The organism is Bacillus sp. ISL-35, from assembly GCF_018613355.1.
Lineage (GTDB): Bacteria > Bacillota > Bacilli > Bacillales > Cytobacillaceae > Mesobacillus.
In genome coordinates this window covers 281,779-296,530 of the sequence record NZ_JAGGQK010000007.1, presented here as the reverse complement: position 1 = coordinate 296,530, position 14,752 = coordinate 281,779, and the positions used below count along the sequence as shown (strand labels likewise).

Sequence of the window (14,752 nt, the reverse complement as noted above, 5' to 3'; positions counted from 1 at the left end):
ATGTGTTAGTTTGCTTAAGTAAACTTTTTTGCCCGCATATTATATACGTGGACAAAGGTAAAAAGGTTTCTATAGACTCACTCGCTTTCTGATTGTTAAAATGTTTTAGCAGTTGATTGGAGGCTGGTCCATTGAATGAACAACGTTATACCAATTTAAAACAAGGCGAACGCGGTGCGATCATAAGTATCGCTGCATACATATTGCTGTCCGCTTTAAAATTATTCGTTGGCTATATCAGCGGTTCAGAAGCATTGAAGGCGGATGGATTGAATAATACGACTGATATTTTAGCTTCAGTATCTGTCCTGATTGGACTCAGGCTGTCACAAAAGCCGGCGGATGAGGATCATCTTTACGGCCACTGGAAATCGGAAATGGTCGCGTCGATGGTCGCATCCTTTATCATGATACTTGTCGGCGTCGAAGTTTTAATCAGTGCCTTCACCTCAGTTTTCGAAGGAACCAGGGAAGCGCCGGATCTGATTGCCGCCTGGACAGGCCTGTTTTCAGCACTAGTGATGTATACCGTCTTTCGTTATAATCGAAACCTAGCACGCAAAATAAAAAGCCACTCGGTCATGGCCGCGGCTAAAGATAACCTGTCCGATTCGTGGGTAAGTATCGGAACTGCAGTCGGCATCATCGGGTCCCAGTTCGGCTTGCCCTGGCTCGACCCTGTAACTGCCGTCATCGTTGGCGGGTTGATCCTGAAAACAGGCTGGGACATTTTCCGCGAAGCATCCCACCAGCTTACTGATGGCTTTGATGTAGACCTAATTAAAGAATATAAACAAACCATCTGCAATATTCCTGGTGTGAAAGGAATTAATGACCTAAAGGCACGAAGCTACGGCAATAACATCGTCGTCGACTGTGTGATTACCGTGAACCCGGCGCTTGATATCAGCACCGCACATGATATTTCCACAAGGGTCGAAGAGAAGCTGATGGAAGAATTCGATATTTATGACGTCCATGTGCATGTGGAGCCGGATTGATAAAGAAAAAGTTATGAAAGACTATGGACTTGTTAATGCTATACTTAGACGGACTATTAGATTTTGAAGGGTACAGGTAAAAATAGATGAAGTTTGTAAAATCTCAGATGAAACAGTTGATTAAGGATAATCCAGAACTGCAAACGCGCTTATCCAGTTTGATAAAAGAACATGAACTGGAGAAAAACTTCGCCCTTAAGGCTTTGTATCATGCTGAAGTAGCTGAGGGCGGAAAGTATCAGCTCGCATACCAAGCACTTGACTTGCCCAAGGGGTAAGTCATTTTTATTTCGAGTTCCAGAAGGTAAGTTATATGACATGGAACGAAAGGGTTGGGAAATTATTGAAATCCACAAACTTTAAGCCTAAGTCTTATATATATAATTACGCTTTTCCAGATGAAGAAAAAGAGTTGTGCGCACTGGAAATGCGCTCGTTTTTTGGGGAGGATACAGAATCCAGCGTCCTGGAGAGCACATTGAAAATCGATCCAAGCCGAAGTCCGTTTATGAGGGGACGTATGGATGTCATCCTTGAAGGTGAGCAATTAGAGGACCTAATCGAGCAAGTGAGAAAGATAGAATTGAATGGCTCTACTTTTAAAGTGATGTATGTAAAAGTGACAGGTCCTGATAAGGTGAATTTTGAAGAGAGGCGCCGTATTGAACGGGAAGTAGGTTTGCAAATTCCCGGAGAGCCGGAGCTTGTGAATCCAGATGTGCTGTTTGGGATCGTGCATGTAAACGGGCGTTGGGCATTTGGTGAATACCACAGCAGTGAACCGGTCTGGCTGAACCATCAACAGAAGCCGCATAGCTACTCAACTTCATTAGGCACTCGTGTCGCAAGAGCCGTCGCCAATATCGCAGTTCCTGATCCAGCTGAAGTTAAAGCGATCGATCCATGCTGCGGAATTGGAACGGTAGTGGTGGAAGCATTGTCGATGGGGATCGACATCGTGGCAAGTGATATCAATCCGCTCATACTGCCTGGAACAAGGGAGAACATCGCGCATTTTGGCTATGCAACGGAAGTGGAGTTTAAGGATATCCGAAAGGTCACTGGGAACTATGACGTCGCAATTATTGATATGCCGTACAATCTGTGCTCGGTCATCACATCCGAAGAGCAGCTCGAAATGCTGAAAAGCACATACGGATTTGCTGAAAAAGTAGTCATCGTCACGATTGAACCAATCGACTCGATCATCGGAAATGCCGGATTTGAAATTGTTGATCGCTGTGTCGTGAAAAAGGGGAATTTCACACGCGAAGTGATTGTTTGTGAGAAATGATTAACGCTATAGGATAAATGAAGGACGATTATGGCTGGCATAATCGTCCTTTCTAATTTCTTACTTAATGGCCTTGCTGACTCTAAGCTTCTTTCCTTTGATCGTTGCATTCTCCATTGCCTGAATGACAAGCGAACCTTTTCCGTTCAGGATATCTACATAGGACATGGTATCGTGGATCGTGATGATGCCGATATCGTCTGCTGATACCCCAGGGATTTTCGCGATCGTTCCAACGAAGTCGACGGCGCGGAGCTTCTTCTTTTTCCCGCCGCTAAAATGAAGCTTCATGATTCCCTGGTTGATGCGGGCTGTCTTGTTATTTTTCACGACACGGCGCCCGCTGATTTTTTCATCGAATGCAGCCAGGTTTCTTGTAACTTCCTGCCTGCTCGGAGCTTCTGCTACAGGAATTTCAAAGCCAATGTATCGTTCGATAGCCTTGATGAATTTTTCTTCATAAGGTGTAGCAAAGGTAATCGCTGTTCCTTTGTTGCCAGCGCGTCCAGTTCGGCCTGTACGGTGGACATAGCCTTCCTTTTCCATCGGAACGTCGTAATTGATGACAAGCGAAACGTTATCCACGTCAATCCCGCGCGCAGCAACATCGGTCGCCACTAGATAACGGAAATTCCCCATCTTGAAGCCATTCATTACGGCGAAACGGTCTTCCTGTTCTAATCCGCCATGAAGTCTTTCGCAGGAATAATTGGCATCCTCAAGCTGTGCAAACACTGTATCAACATTTTCCTTCGTTCGGCAAAAAATAATGCAGCTATCTGGGTTTTCAACAACGGTAATGTCTTTAAGGAGTGAGATCTTATCTTCTTCTTTCACTTCCAGCAGCATATGGTCTATCGTATTCGTTGTAACTCCAGTAGAAGCAATTTCAATATTGACCGGATCTTTCATATATTTGTGACAAAGATTTTCAACATCCTTAGGCAATGTCGCAGAAAACACCATCGTTACTCTGTCTAATGGAAGGTCTTCAATAATCGATTCCACATCATTGATAAAACCCATATTCAGCATTTCATCCGCTTCATCTATGATCAGGTACTTGATTTCATCCAATACAAGTGTTCCTCTTTCGATATGATCGATGACGCGTCCTGGTGTACCAACAACAACATGTGTTTTTTGCTTCAATTCCTCTTTTTGTTTTGCAAAAGGTTCCTTCCCATAAACGGCCATTGCTTTGATTCTTTTAAACCTGCCAATATTCGTAATGTCTTCACGAACCTGTACGGCCAGTTCCCTGGTTGGCGTGAGAATCAACGCTTGCGGATTTTTTTCCTCCCAATCAATCAAATTACAAATAGGAATGCCGAAGGAGGCTGTTTTGCCGCTTCCTGTCTGGGATTTTACGACAAGGTCTTGCTTTTCCAATGCTAACGGAATGACTTCTTCCTGAACCTCTGTTGGCGATTCATATTTCAACACTGAAAGGGCGCGTTTAATTTCGTCGCTTAAGTTGTAATCGTCAAAACTTCTGTTACTCATGTAAAAACCTCTTTTTATTTTATTATTCCACTTATTTATATTTAGGATTCTCGCAAAGAATCATCATATGCATAAACTGAATAGTATTCATTATACTTCAAACGCGAGACTAATCGACTTAAATTTGAGAAAGGGAAGCCTTCGAACAAATTGTGCTCCTTCGATTTGCTGATGAAGCTTTTTTGAAAAAAAATCTGAAGTTACGTGTAAAATAAAAAGTTTCACAAATTATCAATAAACCCACCGATACCCAAAGAGGTTATCGAGATATAATAAAAACAAGAAAGAAAACGATTTCATTTTTGTGAAAGGGTGTTGGACATGAACTATCAAGAAATCAAATCCCATTTAGAAGCATTGCAGATGCAGCTGGCGAATAAGATGCAGAATCCAAACCTGTCTATAGATGAAAAAGACGAGCTGAAAAGAGCAATTGCAAACTACGATTATATTATCGAACTGACCTGCATGAACCATTTTGAGCGCGGAACTGCCATTCATTAAAAAAAGTAAGCCTGAAGGTGGATTTCCTCCAGGCTATTTTTATAAGGTAAGAAAGTATAATTTCCACATCGAGCCAAATCTAGTTCAGCGCTTCTCGGGGCTGACGCTTTCTCATAGTACTCCGCCCAATGGCTTCTGGCTGAAATAATCCAGTGCATAATTGACCTGGTGGATGTCATAAATATTTCTTTCAATGCAAAATTGAATGACAAGGTCGGAGGTTTCGCTGTCCGACAAAGAGTAGCCGGCAGAGCTTAACAGCTTGTCGGTTTCTTTTTTGCTCAATTCCAGTCCCAGCGCAAGGGCGATCACTGTATTCTTGCTTGGCCTGTAATCAGGGTTTGAGCGGATTTTCGAAAAGAGCCTCCGGTCAATTCCCGCCTTTTTATAAACCTCTGCGTCGGTGGACCCTTTTTTATCAATGAAGCCAAACAGCACCTTTTGCAATGTCGGCTTCCGTTTCTGCTGAATGAAACTTTCAATTTCCAGCGGAGAAATGCTTTCGAGGACATAATCCTCAATGGGACCCATTGACTTTTCACAAACAACGTAAATCATGTTCTCTTCAATATACTGCTGCAGTTCTTCCAAAATCCGGTGATCCAGCATGTGGCCAGCCTCCTTAAAATGTCGCTTAACAGGCGACCAATATATGGATGAATCTAGATATGATTATATCAGATTCAGCTTAGGAGGATGATAGACATGAACAAGAATTTAACAGAAATCATTTTTTTGCTCGACCGCAGCGGTTCAATGGCTGGGCTTGAAAGCGACACGGTAGGCGGCTTCAATGCTTTCGTGAAAAAACAGTCGGAGCTTGCTGGCGAAACCATCCTGACAACCGTGCTCTTTGATGATGAATATGAGGTCCTTTGGAATGGAATTGACGCCAGGCATGCAAAGCTGACAGAAGAAGAGTACTTTGTCCGCGGTACAACTGCGCTGCTGGATGCAGTGGGGAAAACCATCCTGGACGTCGGCTACCGGCTGGCAAAGACCTCGGAAGACCGCAGGCCTGGCAAAATCATCTTCGTCATCACCACAGACGGAATGGAGAACGCGAGCAGGGAGTTCACATATGGAAAAGTGAAGGAACTGATCCAGCACCAGCAGGAAAAGTATGGCTGGGAGTTCATTTTCATGGGTGCCAATATCGATGTTGCCAGTGAAGCTGAGAGTCTTGGAATCAATCTTGAGAACTCTTTTAACTTCGAAGCCTCTGAAAAAGGCGTTGAAATGATGTATGAAATGGTTTCAGAATCAATTACTGAAAAAAGGATGAAATAGAATCAGGAGGTATGATCATGACAAACAATAATTTGGGTAACTGCAAGACTTGCGGAAAGGAAATCGCCAAAGGTGTGAAGAAATGCCCTCATTGCGGCAAAGACCAGCGCAGCTTTTTCGGAAGGCATAAGATTATTAGTTTCATAGGCATATTGATTTTGTTTGGAATCATCAGTTCAGCACTTGGGAGCGGGAAAGAGGAAGCGAGTCAGGCAGACGGCACTTCAACAACTACAGCAGCAGCCCCGGCAAAAGAAGAAAAAGTATTTAAAGTGGGAGAAGCTGTGCCAGCGGATAAAGTGGAGATCACAGTAACGAAATTTGAGGAAAAAGACCAGGTTGGCAATGAGTTCGTAAACAAGGCAGTATCCGAAGGCGGCACATTCGTAGCGATCCAATATAAAATCAAGAACACTTCAAAAAAACCTGTCGGAATGTTTGATTATCCTGCTGTCATCCTGGTGGATGAAGAAGGAACAGAGTATGACGCAGACATCGATGCATCTTCCAATTACGCGATCGAGACAAATGTAGACAATGCCAAGATTGCGAGCGACCTGAACCCTGGAATCACCGTTACAGATACAAAAGTATTTGAAGTATCAAAGGAAAGTTTTGCGGCAGGTAAATGGTTCATCGAGGTAGGCGACGAGAAAGTGCAGCTGAAGTAAAGTCAGAACCCGGAGACTTTCCGGGTTTTTGATTCTGACATCTTCCGGACATGAAAGAAGCTCTAAAACAGCAAAATGTGCAGGCTGAAATCAATCTTCCCGTCCACTTTTAGCTTGCCAAATATTTTTAAATCTTTTTTTTACCTGACATTTTACTGACATATTCACCCTGTAAATTAAAAGTATAAGGTCCATGTCCATTCTGGACCTGAAAAAAGAGAATGTTTATAGGAGGATGTCAGAAATGAAAAAGAAATCAGTCATTGGATTCACCATTGCGGGTGCATTATTGCTTGGAGGCTATGCGACCACATCTTTAGCGAATGATGATAGTACCACAAGTACAGCCGCAAATACTGTAAAAAGCTTCTTTGGAAAAGGGTTTGGCCATAAAGGGTATATGGGAGGCAATTCCGAAGCATTGATTGAAAAGGCGAAAGAGCTTGGAATCAGCACATCGGGCAAAACAGCCGAAACATTGATGAGTGAGATTCGGGAAGCAACAATCAAAAAAGAAGCAAAAGAACTGGGAATCAAGACAGACGGCAAAGATATCGCGGCGCTTGCTGAGGAAGTTCAGTTGGCCAATCTTAAAGAAAAAGCGAAGGACCTGGGCATTTCTACAGATGGTAAGGATGCAGATGGACTTCGCGATGCCATCCGGTTAGCAAACCTGAAGGATGAAGCAAAGGAACTTGGAGTGTCTACCGACAACAAGGATGCCCAGACTTTAATGGAAGACATCCGTACAGCGAACTTGAATAAAAAAGCGAAAGAGTTGGGCGTTTCTACGGAAGGCAATGACCTGCAGACACTTCAGCTGGAAGTCCATACTGCCTATATCAATCAGCAGGCTAAAAAGTATGGAATTACTGTAGACGGCAAGGATATCCGCGAAATTACACAGGAAGTCCAAACGGCCAAAGTAAAAGCAGATGCAAAGGAACTGAATATCACCATCGATGGCAAGACAATCGTAGAAATTGCCCAGGAAGTCCGGGAAAAGAAAGTCGTGAACCTGGCGAAGGAATTGGGTATTTCCACTGCGGATAAGGATGCACAGGAACTGATCCAGGAGATTAGGGACAAGGATGCAGACAAGCTTGATGAGCTGTTTGAAGAGGGAATGGGCGGATTTGGAATGAAAGGCTTTGGCGGCGGCTTCGGTCACGGGGACGGATTCGGTGGCGGCTATGGTGGTATGGGACAAAAAGGTGGTTTCGGCGGAGAAGGTGGAATGGGTCCAAAAGACGGATTCGGCGGTAAAGGCGGCCGTGGCGGCATGCACCAGGAAGGCAATGGTCAGGGAATTTAATGGCACAGCCTAAATAAATATAGATTGTGCAAAGTCCCCCGGTACAAAGCGGGGGATTTTTCTTGTAAGATAAAAATATAGATAAGCTCGAGAAGTGCCAGCATCCCTTGCCGGGGCTGTTCAGGCTCCGAAGCTTTGCGGGATAACAGGAGGAGCGGCAATGAAGACAATCTTAATAGTAGAAGACGAACAAACGATTTCGAGAGTGCTGGCGGTTTACTTGAAGCATGAAGGCTATGAGGTGATACAGGCCAATGATGGAGGCGATGGGCTGGCACTATTTGCTCAGCGCAAGCCGGATCTTGTGCTGCTGGATATCATGCTGCCGGGAATGGACGGCTGGGCTCTATTAAAGGAAATCCGTAAAACCAGTGCTTGTCCGGTCATCATGCTGACAGCCCTCGGAGATATCGACTATCGTCTAAAAGGTTTGAATCAGGGTGCGGACGATTATATCTCCAAGCCGTTCGTCGGCGAGGAAGTGGTCGCCAGAGTCAATGCGGTGCTGCGCCGCTCCTCCAATGTCCTTGAGACGGAAAATGAGAAACAATTTGGCAGTCTGAAAATCAATATGGATTCACATGTCGTCACAGTAAATGGAGAAAAAGTGGTGCTGACGCCAAAAGATCTCAGTCTGCTGATTTTCCTTGCTGAGAGGCCTAACCGGACATTCACGAGGGAAGATTTGATCGAAAACGTCTGGGGAATGGATTACGACGGGAGCGACCGGGCGGTGGACCTGTCCGTCAAACGGATTCGCCAATCACTGGCGGCTTGGCCTGCAGCACAGGGGGAAATCAGGACATTACGAGGATTGGGGTATCAGTTCAGTGTTTACGACAAATAACAAACCAACAACTCTTCTGAGATATTGGACAACGAGGTATCTTCTTACCCTGGTTGTCGGACTTCTGTTGCTCGGAGCCGGATCGATGTGGTGGATCAGGCAAACTACGCTGGAGAACCGGTTGAATTTAATGGAGTATCTGGCGGTCGAAACAGCGGATCGATACGGACAGTCCACTTCAAATAATGATTATGGCCGTCTTGATCGCAGGCTGCAGGACAGGGCCAGGATCCTTCAAATGGAAAATCAGCCTCAGCTATTCATTACCGATTTGGAAGGCAATATCCTGAATTCGGGGCCGATGAAGGGCGGAGGGGGTCCTCACCACGCATCCGGAGAAGTTCCTGCCTCGGTGTTTGAAAATGAAGATACGATCAACAAGCTGAAATTAAATGGTCAGCAAATCTACACTGTTAAAACTCCAATCATAATGAATGAAGTTCAAACCGGATGGGTAGTTGTGATGCAAAGTGGTGACGAGTTGGCCGATGTCAATCAGGAATACCGGCTGTTGATTGTTTTGTTGCTTGGGCTGGGTTTACTTGGCTGGATTGTCATTTATCTTCTTACCAAAAAAATCCTCAAGCCCATCCAGGATGTCGCACAGGCTGCTGCACAGGTTAGGGAAGGCAATTATGAGATTAAATTGGATTCCAATCCAAAGGAACTAGAAATACACCAACTCGTCACTTCTTTTAAGGAAATGACGAAACGCCTGACACAGCTGGAGCAAATGCGAGCCGAGCTGCTGGCTGGTGTGACGCATGATCTGAAAACGCCTGTTACCTCGATCAGCGGCCTTGTCCAGGCGGTTCGGGATGGAATCGTCACAGGGGAGGAGCGCCAGGAATTCCTGGAAATCACGCTAAAAGAAATCCAGAGATTGCAGAGCATGATTTCCGATTTGCTCGACTTCAATTCCCTGGCTGCCGGTGCCGTTACCATCCGTCCGGAAAACTGCAATCTGAACAAGCTGGTCGAGGATATCGGGCGGCAATGGCAGTTGACACAAAATAAACCTGTTGACCTAAATGTGATCACACCGGAATCAACGGTACACAGAATGACCGATCCACTGCGGCTGCAGCAAATCCTCATCAACCTGTTGAATAACTCATATCATGCTATGGGCGATTCAGGCTCAATCTCCATTATCCTTTCAGAGGAAAGAATAGATGTAAAAGATACAGGTATAGGAATACCAGAGGAAGAGCAGACGCTAGTATTTGAACGTTTCTTCCGTGGTGAGAAGAAAAAACTCAAGGTCAGGGGACTTGGCCTTGGGCTTCCTTTCAGTAAAATGCTTGCCCGGTCGCTCGGGGCAGACTTGATTTTAAAGGAGAGCAATTCAAGCGGCACGACCTTTTCACTACGGTGGCCAAAAGAAACATAAGAAAAGGGCTGCATCTATCTTTGCAGCCCTCTTAAGCGTTTAGTAATTGATTAATAGATTCATCAAGCTTTTCAGATTCACTGTCATCCAGCCATTCTTCTGGAATGACGATGAATCTGGCATTTCCTCCATTTAAATAACTATAGATGATTTGGGCTTCATCAAGTTCCTCCTTGCCAATGACGACAGGTTTCCTTTTATCATTCTCCTGGAAGAAGTAAAGGATGGTGTCCTTTATCTTCTCTGACAGGTGCCTGAACTTCTCTGGGTGGTATTGTTTGCTAAAAATAACGTTATGCCCTTTGATCAGGAAAACCTTCAATGTGCGGTCATTGATCCTTTCAACCACAACAATGTTTTTATTTCCTCCAGTGAATTGAATCATATTTTCCTTATACAAAAGGATGGAGAGTGATTTCATGTAATTCCTGTATTTTGCTGCTTCTTCAAATTGATATTCTTCGGAGGCCTGATTCATTTTCTTCTCTATTTCATCCAAAATCTCTGTATCAAATCCCTGTAGAAAAGATATGAATTTCTCCACGATCCTATTGTATTCCTCAACTCTTGATCCACCTAAACACAATCCATTGCACTTACCAAGCGTATAGTTTAGGCAAGGAGAACCCTTGAGTGGATGAAGGCAGTTAATTTTAAAATACTCCTTCAAGTTCTCGATTGCTTTTTTTACATAAATCATGCTGGTATAGGGTCCAAAATAAATCGTGCCGCCAGCTTCGGATATTTCAGAAGCAATTGAAATTTTCCGGAAAGGTCCGTCCATTTTAATTGCAATATAAGAGTACGGAAGGTGGCTCTTCATTTTCTTGTTAAAAAGAGGCTGTAATTCTTTAATTAGCTTACATTCAAGCAAGAATGCCTCGAATTCCGTATCAGTATGCAAAACATGAAAATCATTTATGTTAGCAACCATCTTTTTGATTTTTTGTGGATGGGCTGCAGAGTTTTGAAAATATGTTTGGACCCGTTTTTTGAGGCTTTTCGCTTTCCCGACATAAATCACTGTGCCCTTTTGATCTTTCATAAGGTAAACACCAGGAGTCAAAGGAAGGTTTTTGACCTTTTCTTTTATATTCATATCCGCTCCCTCAATTGTCTCTTATTTTTAAAACCTTATATTTCTTCATATTTTAGCATAATAGGTGATTAAAACTCTTTATAAGCAAATAAAGGTGTCATTCTTTAGAATGTTCCCGCTTTCATTCACTATCTCGGCCGAATGCTCGCGAATCACCTCGTATCCCTTGAAACTCATCCTCAGGATGTTACGATAAGTAAAGTTGACAAAAAGCAAACGGAAATAAAAATGATGAGGTGAATGCGGTTGTTAAAACATAAAAAAGTAGCATTTTTAGGTGCTGGATCCATGGCGGAAGCGATGATTTCAGGTCTGGTCAAGTCAGGGAAAATGCATGAAAATCAAGTTTATGTTACGAACAAGAGCAATGCAGCGAGACTGGAACGTCTGGAATCCAGATATGGAATCAATGCGATGCCTCAGGCTGAATTGCCATACGAAGAAATAGATATGTTTATTTTAGCGATGAAGCCAAAAGGAGCAGCGGGTGCTCTTGCGGATTTGAAGGATAAAGTAGTTCCTGGCCAGGTGGTTGTTTCGGTTCTGGCAGGCATTTCAACCGGTTTTATGGAAGAAAACCTGAACAGTGGCCAGCAGGTGGTCCGCGTCATGCCGAACACATCTAGCATGATCCAGGAATCAGCCACTGCGATGTCTCCTGGCAGGCATACAACGAACGAAAATATAGAGGATGCAAAAGAATTGTTAAGCAGTATGGGTAAGGTATTCTTGATTGAAGAGGAACAAATGGATATCTTCACTGGATTGGCCGGCAGCGGCCCTGCTTACTTTTACTATTTGATGGAGCACATGGAGCGTGTTGGCAAAGAAAACGGCATGGACGAAAAAATGGCCCGTGAAATCATTGCCCAGACCATCCTCGGTGCGGCGAAAATGATCATCGAAAAGGATGAAACACCAGAGGTCCTCAGGAAAAATGTAACCTCTCCGAATGGAACGACAGCCTCCGGACTGAACGCTTTGAGAAAATACAATGGCGGTACGGCAATTTCCCAGGCGGTCAACCATGCCACGAATCGGTCAAGAGAAATCAATAAGGAACTCGAAGGCGTCCTCGTTCCGTCTTAAGAAAGTGAAAGCTCCCGGCAGATACAGCCGGGAGCTTTCTTTCTACATATACACTCGATAACCACGCCATTTTTCAAATACATACTGGAACCCATACAATAAGTATGCTTTGTAATGCAGATAGAAGAAAAATTGAATATGGCTCAATTTGTTCAGTCTGATGATTTTAATTTTCTTTAGTACATCAATCAAAAAGAACGCAAAGGCGCCGTCGGCAATCGCATTGAGTGTGATGAATTTTTTGAAGTTCCCATCTGAGATCTTCAGAAGCCACATCGACAGCGGCATATAAGGTCCGATGCTAAAAGGAAGCTCATCACGAAGGAATGATTTTCGTTTGTTGTAAAACTTCCACCAGTTTCGCTTGTGACCATACAAATGGTTGATGATCTCAAAAATTACGATAAAAACTCCTGCAACAGAGTAGCGCTTGAAGCTTCTTTTGCCGATGAACAGTAACGAAAGCCATGGAACAATAATCACTACAAGATTAAAAACGAAATGCCTCTTCGCAATCTTCAGATGTCTTCACCTCAAATCCATTTCATTCCTTCTATAAACTAGCCATAAATTAGAAACTTTAATCAGGTATTAAAAGAAGAAATTCATTCAGTTTATTTTTCATAATTATTGAAAAAGTGGCACTCCTTGACATATAATCACTTGAAGATATTAAAGGAGAACAGATTATGATAAGAAGATTTTTTACCTATTACAGGCCGCATCGCAGGCTTTTCATCATTGATTTCAGCAGTGCCGTCATTGTCGCTTTACTGGAGCTCGCATTCCCGCTCGCTGTCCAGTGGTTCATTGATACCTTGCTGCCTGGCGGGAACTGGAACATGATTGTCAGCGTGAGCATCGGATTGCTGCTGCTGTACATCATCAGCACCTTGCTTCAATTCATTGTCAATTACTGGGGCCATAAGCTTGGCATCAATATTGAGACGGACATGAGGCAGCAGCTTTTCCAGCATGTCCAGAAGCAGTCCTTCCGCTTTTTCGATAATACGAAAACCGGCCATATCATGAGCCGGATCACCAATGACCTGTTTGATCTGGGGGAACTGGCACACCACGGACCGGAGGACTTATTCATTGCCGTGATGACCTTCGTCGGAGCGTTTTGGATCATGCTGACCATCAATGTAAAGCTGGCACTTATTACGATGATCATCGTGCCATTCCTTATTTGGCTAATTACGTATTCCAACCTGAAAATGAACGCTGCCTGGAAAAACATGTACACAGATATTGCCGACGTTAATGCCAGGGTCGAAGATAGCGTCTCAGGAATTCGGGTGGTTCAGTCTTTTACAAATGAAGAGTATGAGATTGAGAGATTCACAAAGAACAACCGCAAGTTCCGCCGTGCCAAGTTGACCGCCTATAAGGTGATGTCGTTCAGCTCGTCCGGTATTTATATGCTGACAAGGCTGATTGTCCTCGTTGTCCTGGTTTATGGTGCATGGCTAAGTTTTCAGGGCAGCCTGAGCTATGGGGAACTCGTCGGGTTTGTCCTCTATGTGAATGTCCTGTTTAAACCAATTGATAAAATCAGTGCGATACTTGAATTGTATCCAAAGGGGATGGCAGGCTTTAAGCGGTTTACCGAGCTGATGGACCAGAATCCGGACGTCGTGGATCGCGAGGACGCGATTGAGGTTCCGCATTTGAAAGGGGATATCGAATTCAGGAATGTCATCTTCAGCTATGAAAAGAACAAACCCGTCTTGGACGGAATCGACCTGGAAATCAACCATGGAGAGACAGTTGCGTTCGTTGGTCCGTCGGGTGCAGGGAAGACGACGATTTGCTCGTTGATCCCACGTTTCTATGATGTGAACAGCGGCAGTATCACGGTCGATGGTATCGACCTCAGGGACATGACGAAAAAATCGCTGCGCTCGCAAATCGGGATCGTCCAGCAGGATGTGTTCCTTTTTACGGGGACGCTGCGAGAAAATATTGCATATGGTTCATTGGGGGCCACCCATGAGGATATTGTCAGAGCTGCAAAGCAGGCACATCTCGAGGACTTTATCGCTGCCCTGCCTGATGGCTATGAAACGCAAATTGGGGAACGGGGCTTGAAGTTATCAGGCGGGCAAAAGCAGCGAATCGCCATCGCCCGCATGTTCTTGAAAAATCCGCCCATCCTGATTCTCGATGAAGCGACATCAGCGCTTGATACCGAGACGGAAAGAATCATTCAAAAGGCACTCGCCGAATTATCGAAGAATCGGACGACGCTGGTCATCGCCCACAGACTGGCGACCATCAGAAGTGCCGATCGAATCGTCGTTGTTACCGAGGATGGGATTGCCGAACAAGGCACTCATGATGAATTGATCGAGCAAGGCGGCATTTTTGCCAACCTCCACAGGGTTCAATTCGAAACTTCCATTTAGGGTTGGTTTATTTTACCTATTTTGCTATGATAGAAATAAAATCATGATAGATTTGGAGTGAAGTTCCATGACCGGAGCTTTAACAGGGGCTTTAGGTATCATTATGGTGTTTTCGATTCCGCTTGTCGCCATTGTTACAAGCCATTATCAAAAAGTAGCCAAAATCAAACACAACATGATTAAAGACGAAATCGAGCTTGAAAGACTGAAACATGAAAACTACCTGCTGGAAACAGAAAAAATGAAGCTTGAACTAACGAAGCTGGAAAGCCCTCTTGATAAGATGAATGTATTATAGCAGCTGCCCTCTCGTGTAATGCGAGGGGGTTTTT

Annotated in this window: 16 protein-coding genes; 12 read left to right on the top strand and 4 right to left on the bottom strand. The window is 44.2% G+C overall.

Translation table 11 applies throughout. The features are described from left to right. Nucleotides 1-131: 131 nt before the first annotated feature. From J7E38_RS12870 to J7E38_RS12860, 3 genes are all read left to right on the top strand, one after another. Entirely contained in the window at nt 132-1,001 is an 870-nt protein-coding gene (locus J7E38_RS12870; protein ID WP_214707938.1) for a cation diffusion facilitator family transporter, read from the top strand. Nucleotides 1,002-1,087: 86 nt separating this feature from the next. After that, nucleotides 1,088-1,279 (top strand): hypothetical protein, encoded by a 192-nt coding sequence (locus J7E38_RS12865; protein ID WP_214707936.1) that lies wholly within the window; start codon nt 1,088-1,090, stop codon nt 1,277-1,279. A 149-nt stretch (nt 1,280-1,428) separates the two neighbouring features. Continuing rightward, nucleotides 1,429-2,295 carry a TRM11 family SAM-dependent methyltransferase gene (locus J7E38_RS12860; RefSeq protein ID WP_483297171.1) on the top strand — a complete coding sequence of 289 codons (867 nt, stop codon included), beginning with the start codon at nt 1,429-1,431 and terminating at the stop codon, nt 2,293-2,295. Between the two features lie 60 nt (nt 2,296-2,355). Here J7E38_RS12860 and J7E38_RS12855 read toward each other — a convergent pair whose 3' ends face one another. Next, nucleotides 2,356-3,801: a DEAD/DEAH box helicase gene (locus J7E38_RS12855; protein WP_214707932.1), complete on the bottom strand. Its 1,446-nt coding sequence runs from the start codon at nt 3,799-3,801 to the stop codon at nt 2,356-2,358. Between the two features lie 321 nt (nt 3,802-4,122). Here J7E38_RS12855 and J7E38_RS12850 point away from each other — a divergent pair, with 321 nt between their 5' ends. Continuing rightward, nucleotides 4,123-4,305 (top strand): DUF3896 family protein, encoded by a 183-nt coding sequence (locus tag J7E38_RS12850; protein WP_214707930.1) that lies wholly within the window; start codon nt 4,123-4,125, stop codon nt 4,303-4,305. 111 nt (nt 4,306-4,416) lie between these two features. Here J7E38_RS12850 and J7E38_RS12845 read toward each other — a convergent pair whose 3' ends face one another. Then, nucleotides 4,417-4,914 (bottom strand): hypothetical protein, encoded by a 498-nt coding sequence (locus J7E38_RS12845; protein WP_214707928.1) that lies wholly within the window; start codon nt 4,912-4,914, stop codon nt 4,417-4,419. Between the two features lie 96 nt (nt 4,915-5,010). Between J7E38_RS12845 and J7E38_RS12840 the strand changes: the two genes are divergently transcribed. The 5 genes from J7E38_RS12840 (at nt 5,011) to J7E38_RS12820 (ending at nt 9,821) form a co-directional block, all read left to right on the top strand. Further along, nucleotides 5,011-5,595 carry a vWA domain-containing protein gene (locus J7E38_RS12840; RefSeq protein WP_214707926.1) on the top strand — a complete coding sequence of 195 codons (585 nt, stop codon included), beginning with the start codon at nt 5,011-5,013 and terminating at the stop codon, nt 5,593-5,595. Nucleotides 5,596-5,612: 17 nt separating this feature from the next. Further along, nucleotides 5,613-6,266, top strand: coding sequence for a DUF4352 domain-containing protein (locus J7E38_RS12835; RefSeq protein ID WP_214707924.1), 654 nt, complete (start codon nt 5,613-5,615; stop codon nt 6,264-6,266). 244 nt (nt 6,267-6,510) lie between these two features. Next, nucleotides 6,511-7,581 carry a hypothetical protein gene (locus tag J7E38_RS24120; RefSeq protein WP_214707922.1) on the top strand — a complete coding sequence of 357 codons (1,071 nt, stop codon included), beginning with the start codon at nt 6,511-6,513 and terminating at the stop codon, nt 7,579-7,581. 160 nt (nt 7,582-7,741) lie between these two features. Next, a complete protein-coding gene (locus tag J7E38_RS12825) occupies nt 7,742-8,428 on the top strand; it encodes a response regulator transcription factor (protein ID WP_214707920.1) in 687 nt (228 codons plus the stop codon). Next, nucleotides 8,412-9,821 (top strand): HAMP domain-containing sensor histidine kinase, encoded by a 1,410-nt coding sequence (locus J7E38_RS12820; protein WP_214707918.1) that lies wholly within the window; start codon nt 8,412-8,414, stop codon nt 9,819-9,821. Before J7E38_RS12825 ends, J7E38_RS12820 begins: the two co-directional genes overlap by 17 nt. 31 nt (nt 9,822-9,852) lie before the next feature. On the opposite strand, the gene J7E38_RS12815 is transcribed toward J7E38_RS12820, so the two are convergent. Further along, complete coding sequence (locus tag J7E38_RS12815; protein ID WP_214707916.1) at nt 9,853-10,866, bottom strand: UvrB/UvrC motif-containing protein; 1,014 nt, start codon at nt 10,864-10,866, stop codon at nt 9,853-9,855. A gap of 294 nt (nt 10,867-11,160) precedes the next feature. On the opposite strand from J7E38_RS12815, the gene proC reads away from it, so the two are divergent. Further along, nucleotides 11,161-12,009 (top strand): pyrroline-5-carboxylate reductase, encoded by an 849-nt coding sequence (gene proC, locus J7E38_RS12810; RefSeq protein ID WP_215038516.1) that lies wholly within the window; start codon nt 11,161-11,163, stop codon nt 12,007-12,009. Between the two features lie 42 nt (nt 12,010-12,051). Here the strand turns inward: proC and J7E38_RS12805 are convergent, their stop codons facing one another. Then, nucleotides 12,052-12,486 carry a hypothetical protein gene (locus J7E38_RS12805; protein ID WP_353049951.1) on the bottom strand — a complete coding sequence of 145 codons (435 nt, stop codon included), beginning with the start codon at nt 12,484-12,486 and terminating at the stop codon, nt 12,052-12,054. A gap of 212 nt (nt 12,487-12,698) precedes the next feature. On the opposite strand from J7E38_RS12805, the gene J7E38_RS12800 reads away from it, so the two are divergent. Continuing rightward, complete coding sequence (locus J7E38_RS12800) at nt 12,699-14,420, top strand: ABC transporter ATP-binding protein (RefSeq protein WP_214707909.1); 1,722 nt, start codon at nt 12,699-12,701, stop codon at nt 14,418-14,420. 67 nt (nt 14,421-14,487) lie between these two features. Continuing rightward, complete coding sequence (locus tag J7E38_RS12795; RefSeq protein WP_214707907.1) at nt 14,488-14,718, top strand: hypothetical protein; 231 nt, start codon at nt 14,488-14,490, stop codon at nt 14,716-14,718. Nucleotides 14,719-14,752: the final 34 nt, after the last annotated feature.

Bases quoted from the DNA above. Each gene is read 5' to 3' on its own strand.
- J7E38_RS12840 (WP_214707926.1), top strand. From the start codon at position 5,011: ATGAACAAGAATTTAACAGAAATCATTTTTTTGCTCGACCGCAGCGGT.
- J7E38_RS12850 (WP_214707930.1), top strand. From the start codon at position 4,123: ATGAACTATCAAGAAATCAAATCCCATTTAGAAGCATTGCAGATGCAG.
- J7E38_RS12865 (WP_214707936.1), top strand. From the start codon at position 1,088: ATGAAGTTTGTAAAATCTCAGATGAAACAGTTGATTAAGGATAATCCA.
- J7E38_RS12860 (WP_483297171.1), top strand. From the start codon at position 1,429: ATGCGCTCGTTTTTTGGGGAGGATACAGAATCCAGCGTCCTGGAGAGC.
- J7E38_RS12855 (WP_214707932.1), bottom strand. From the start codon at position 3,801: ATGAGTAACAGAAGTTTTGACGATTACAACTTAAGCGACGAAATTAAA.
- J7E38_RS12795 (WP_214707907.1), top strand. From the start codon at position 14,488: ATGACCGGAGCTTTAACAGGGGCTTTAGGTATCATTATGGTGTTTTCG.
- J7E38_RS24120 (WP_214707922.1), top strand. From the start codon at position 6,511: ATGAAAAAGAAATCAGTCATTGGATTCACCATTGCGGGTGCATTATTG.
- J7E38_RS12835 (WP_214707924.1), top strand. From the start codon at position 5,613: ATGACAAACAATAATTTGGGTAACTGCAAGACTTGCGGAAAGGAAATC.
- proC (WP_215038516.1), top strand. From the start codon at position 11,161: ATGCGGTTGTTAAAACATAAAAAAGTAGCATTTTTAGGTGCTGGATCC.
- J7E38_RS12825 (WP_214707920.1), top strand. From the start codon at position 7,742: ATGAAGACAATCTTAATAGTAGAAGACGAACAAACGATTTCGAGAGTG.
- J7E38_RS12815 (WP_214707916.1), bottom strand. From the start codon at position 10,866: ATGAAAGATCAAAAGGGCACAGTGATTTATGTCGGGAAAGCGAAAAGC.
- J7E38_RS12800 (WP_214707909.1), top strand. From the start codon at position 12,699: ATGATAAGAAGATTTTTTACCTATTACAGGCCGCATCGCAGGCTTTTC.
- J7E38_RS12845 (WP_214707928.1), bottom strand. From the start codon at position 4,914: ATGCTGGATCACCGGATTTTGGAAGAACTGCAGCAGTATATTGAAGAG.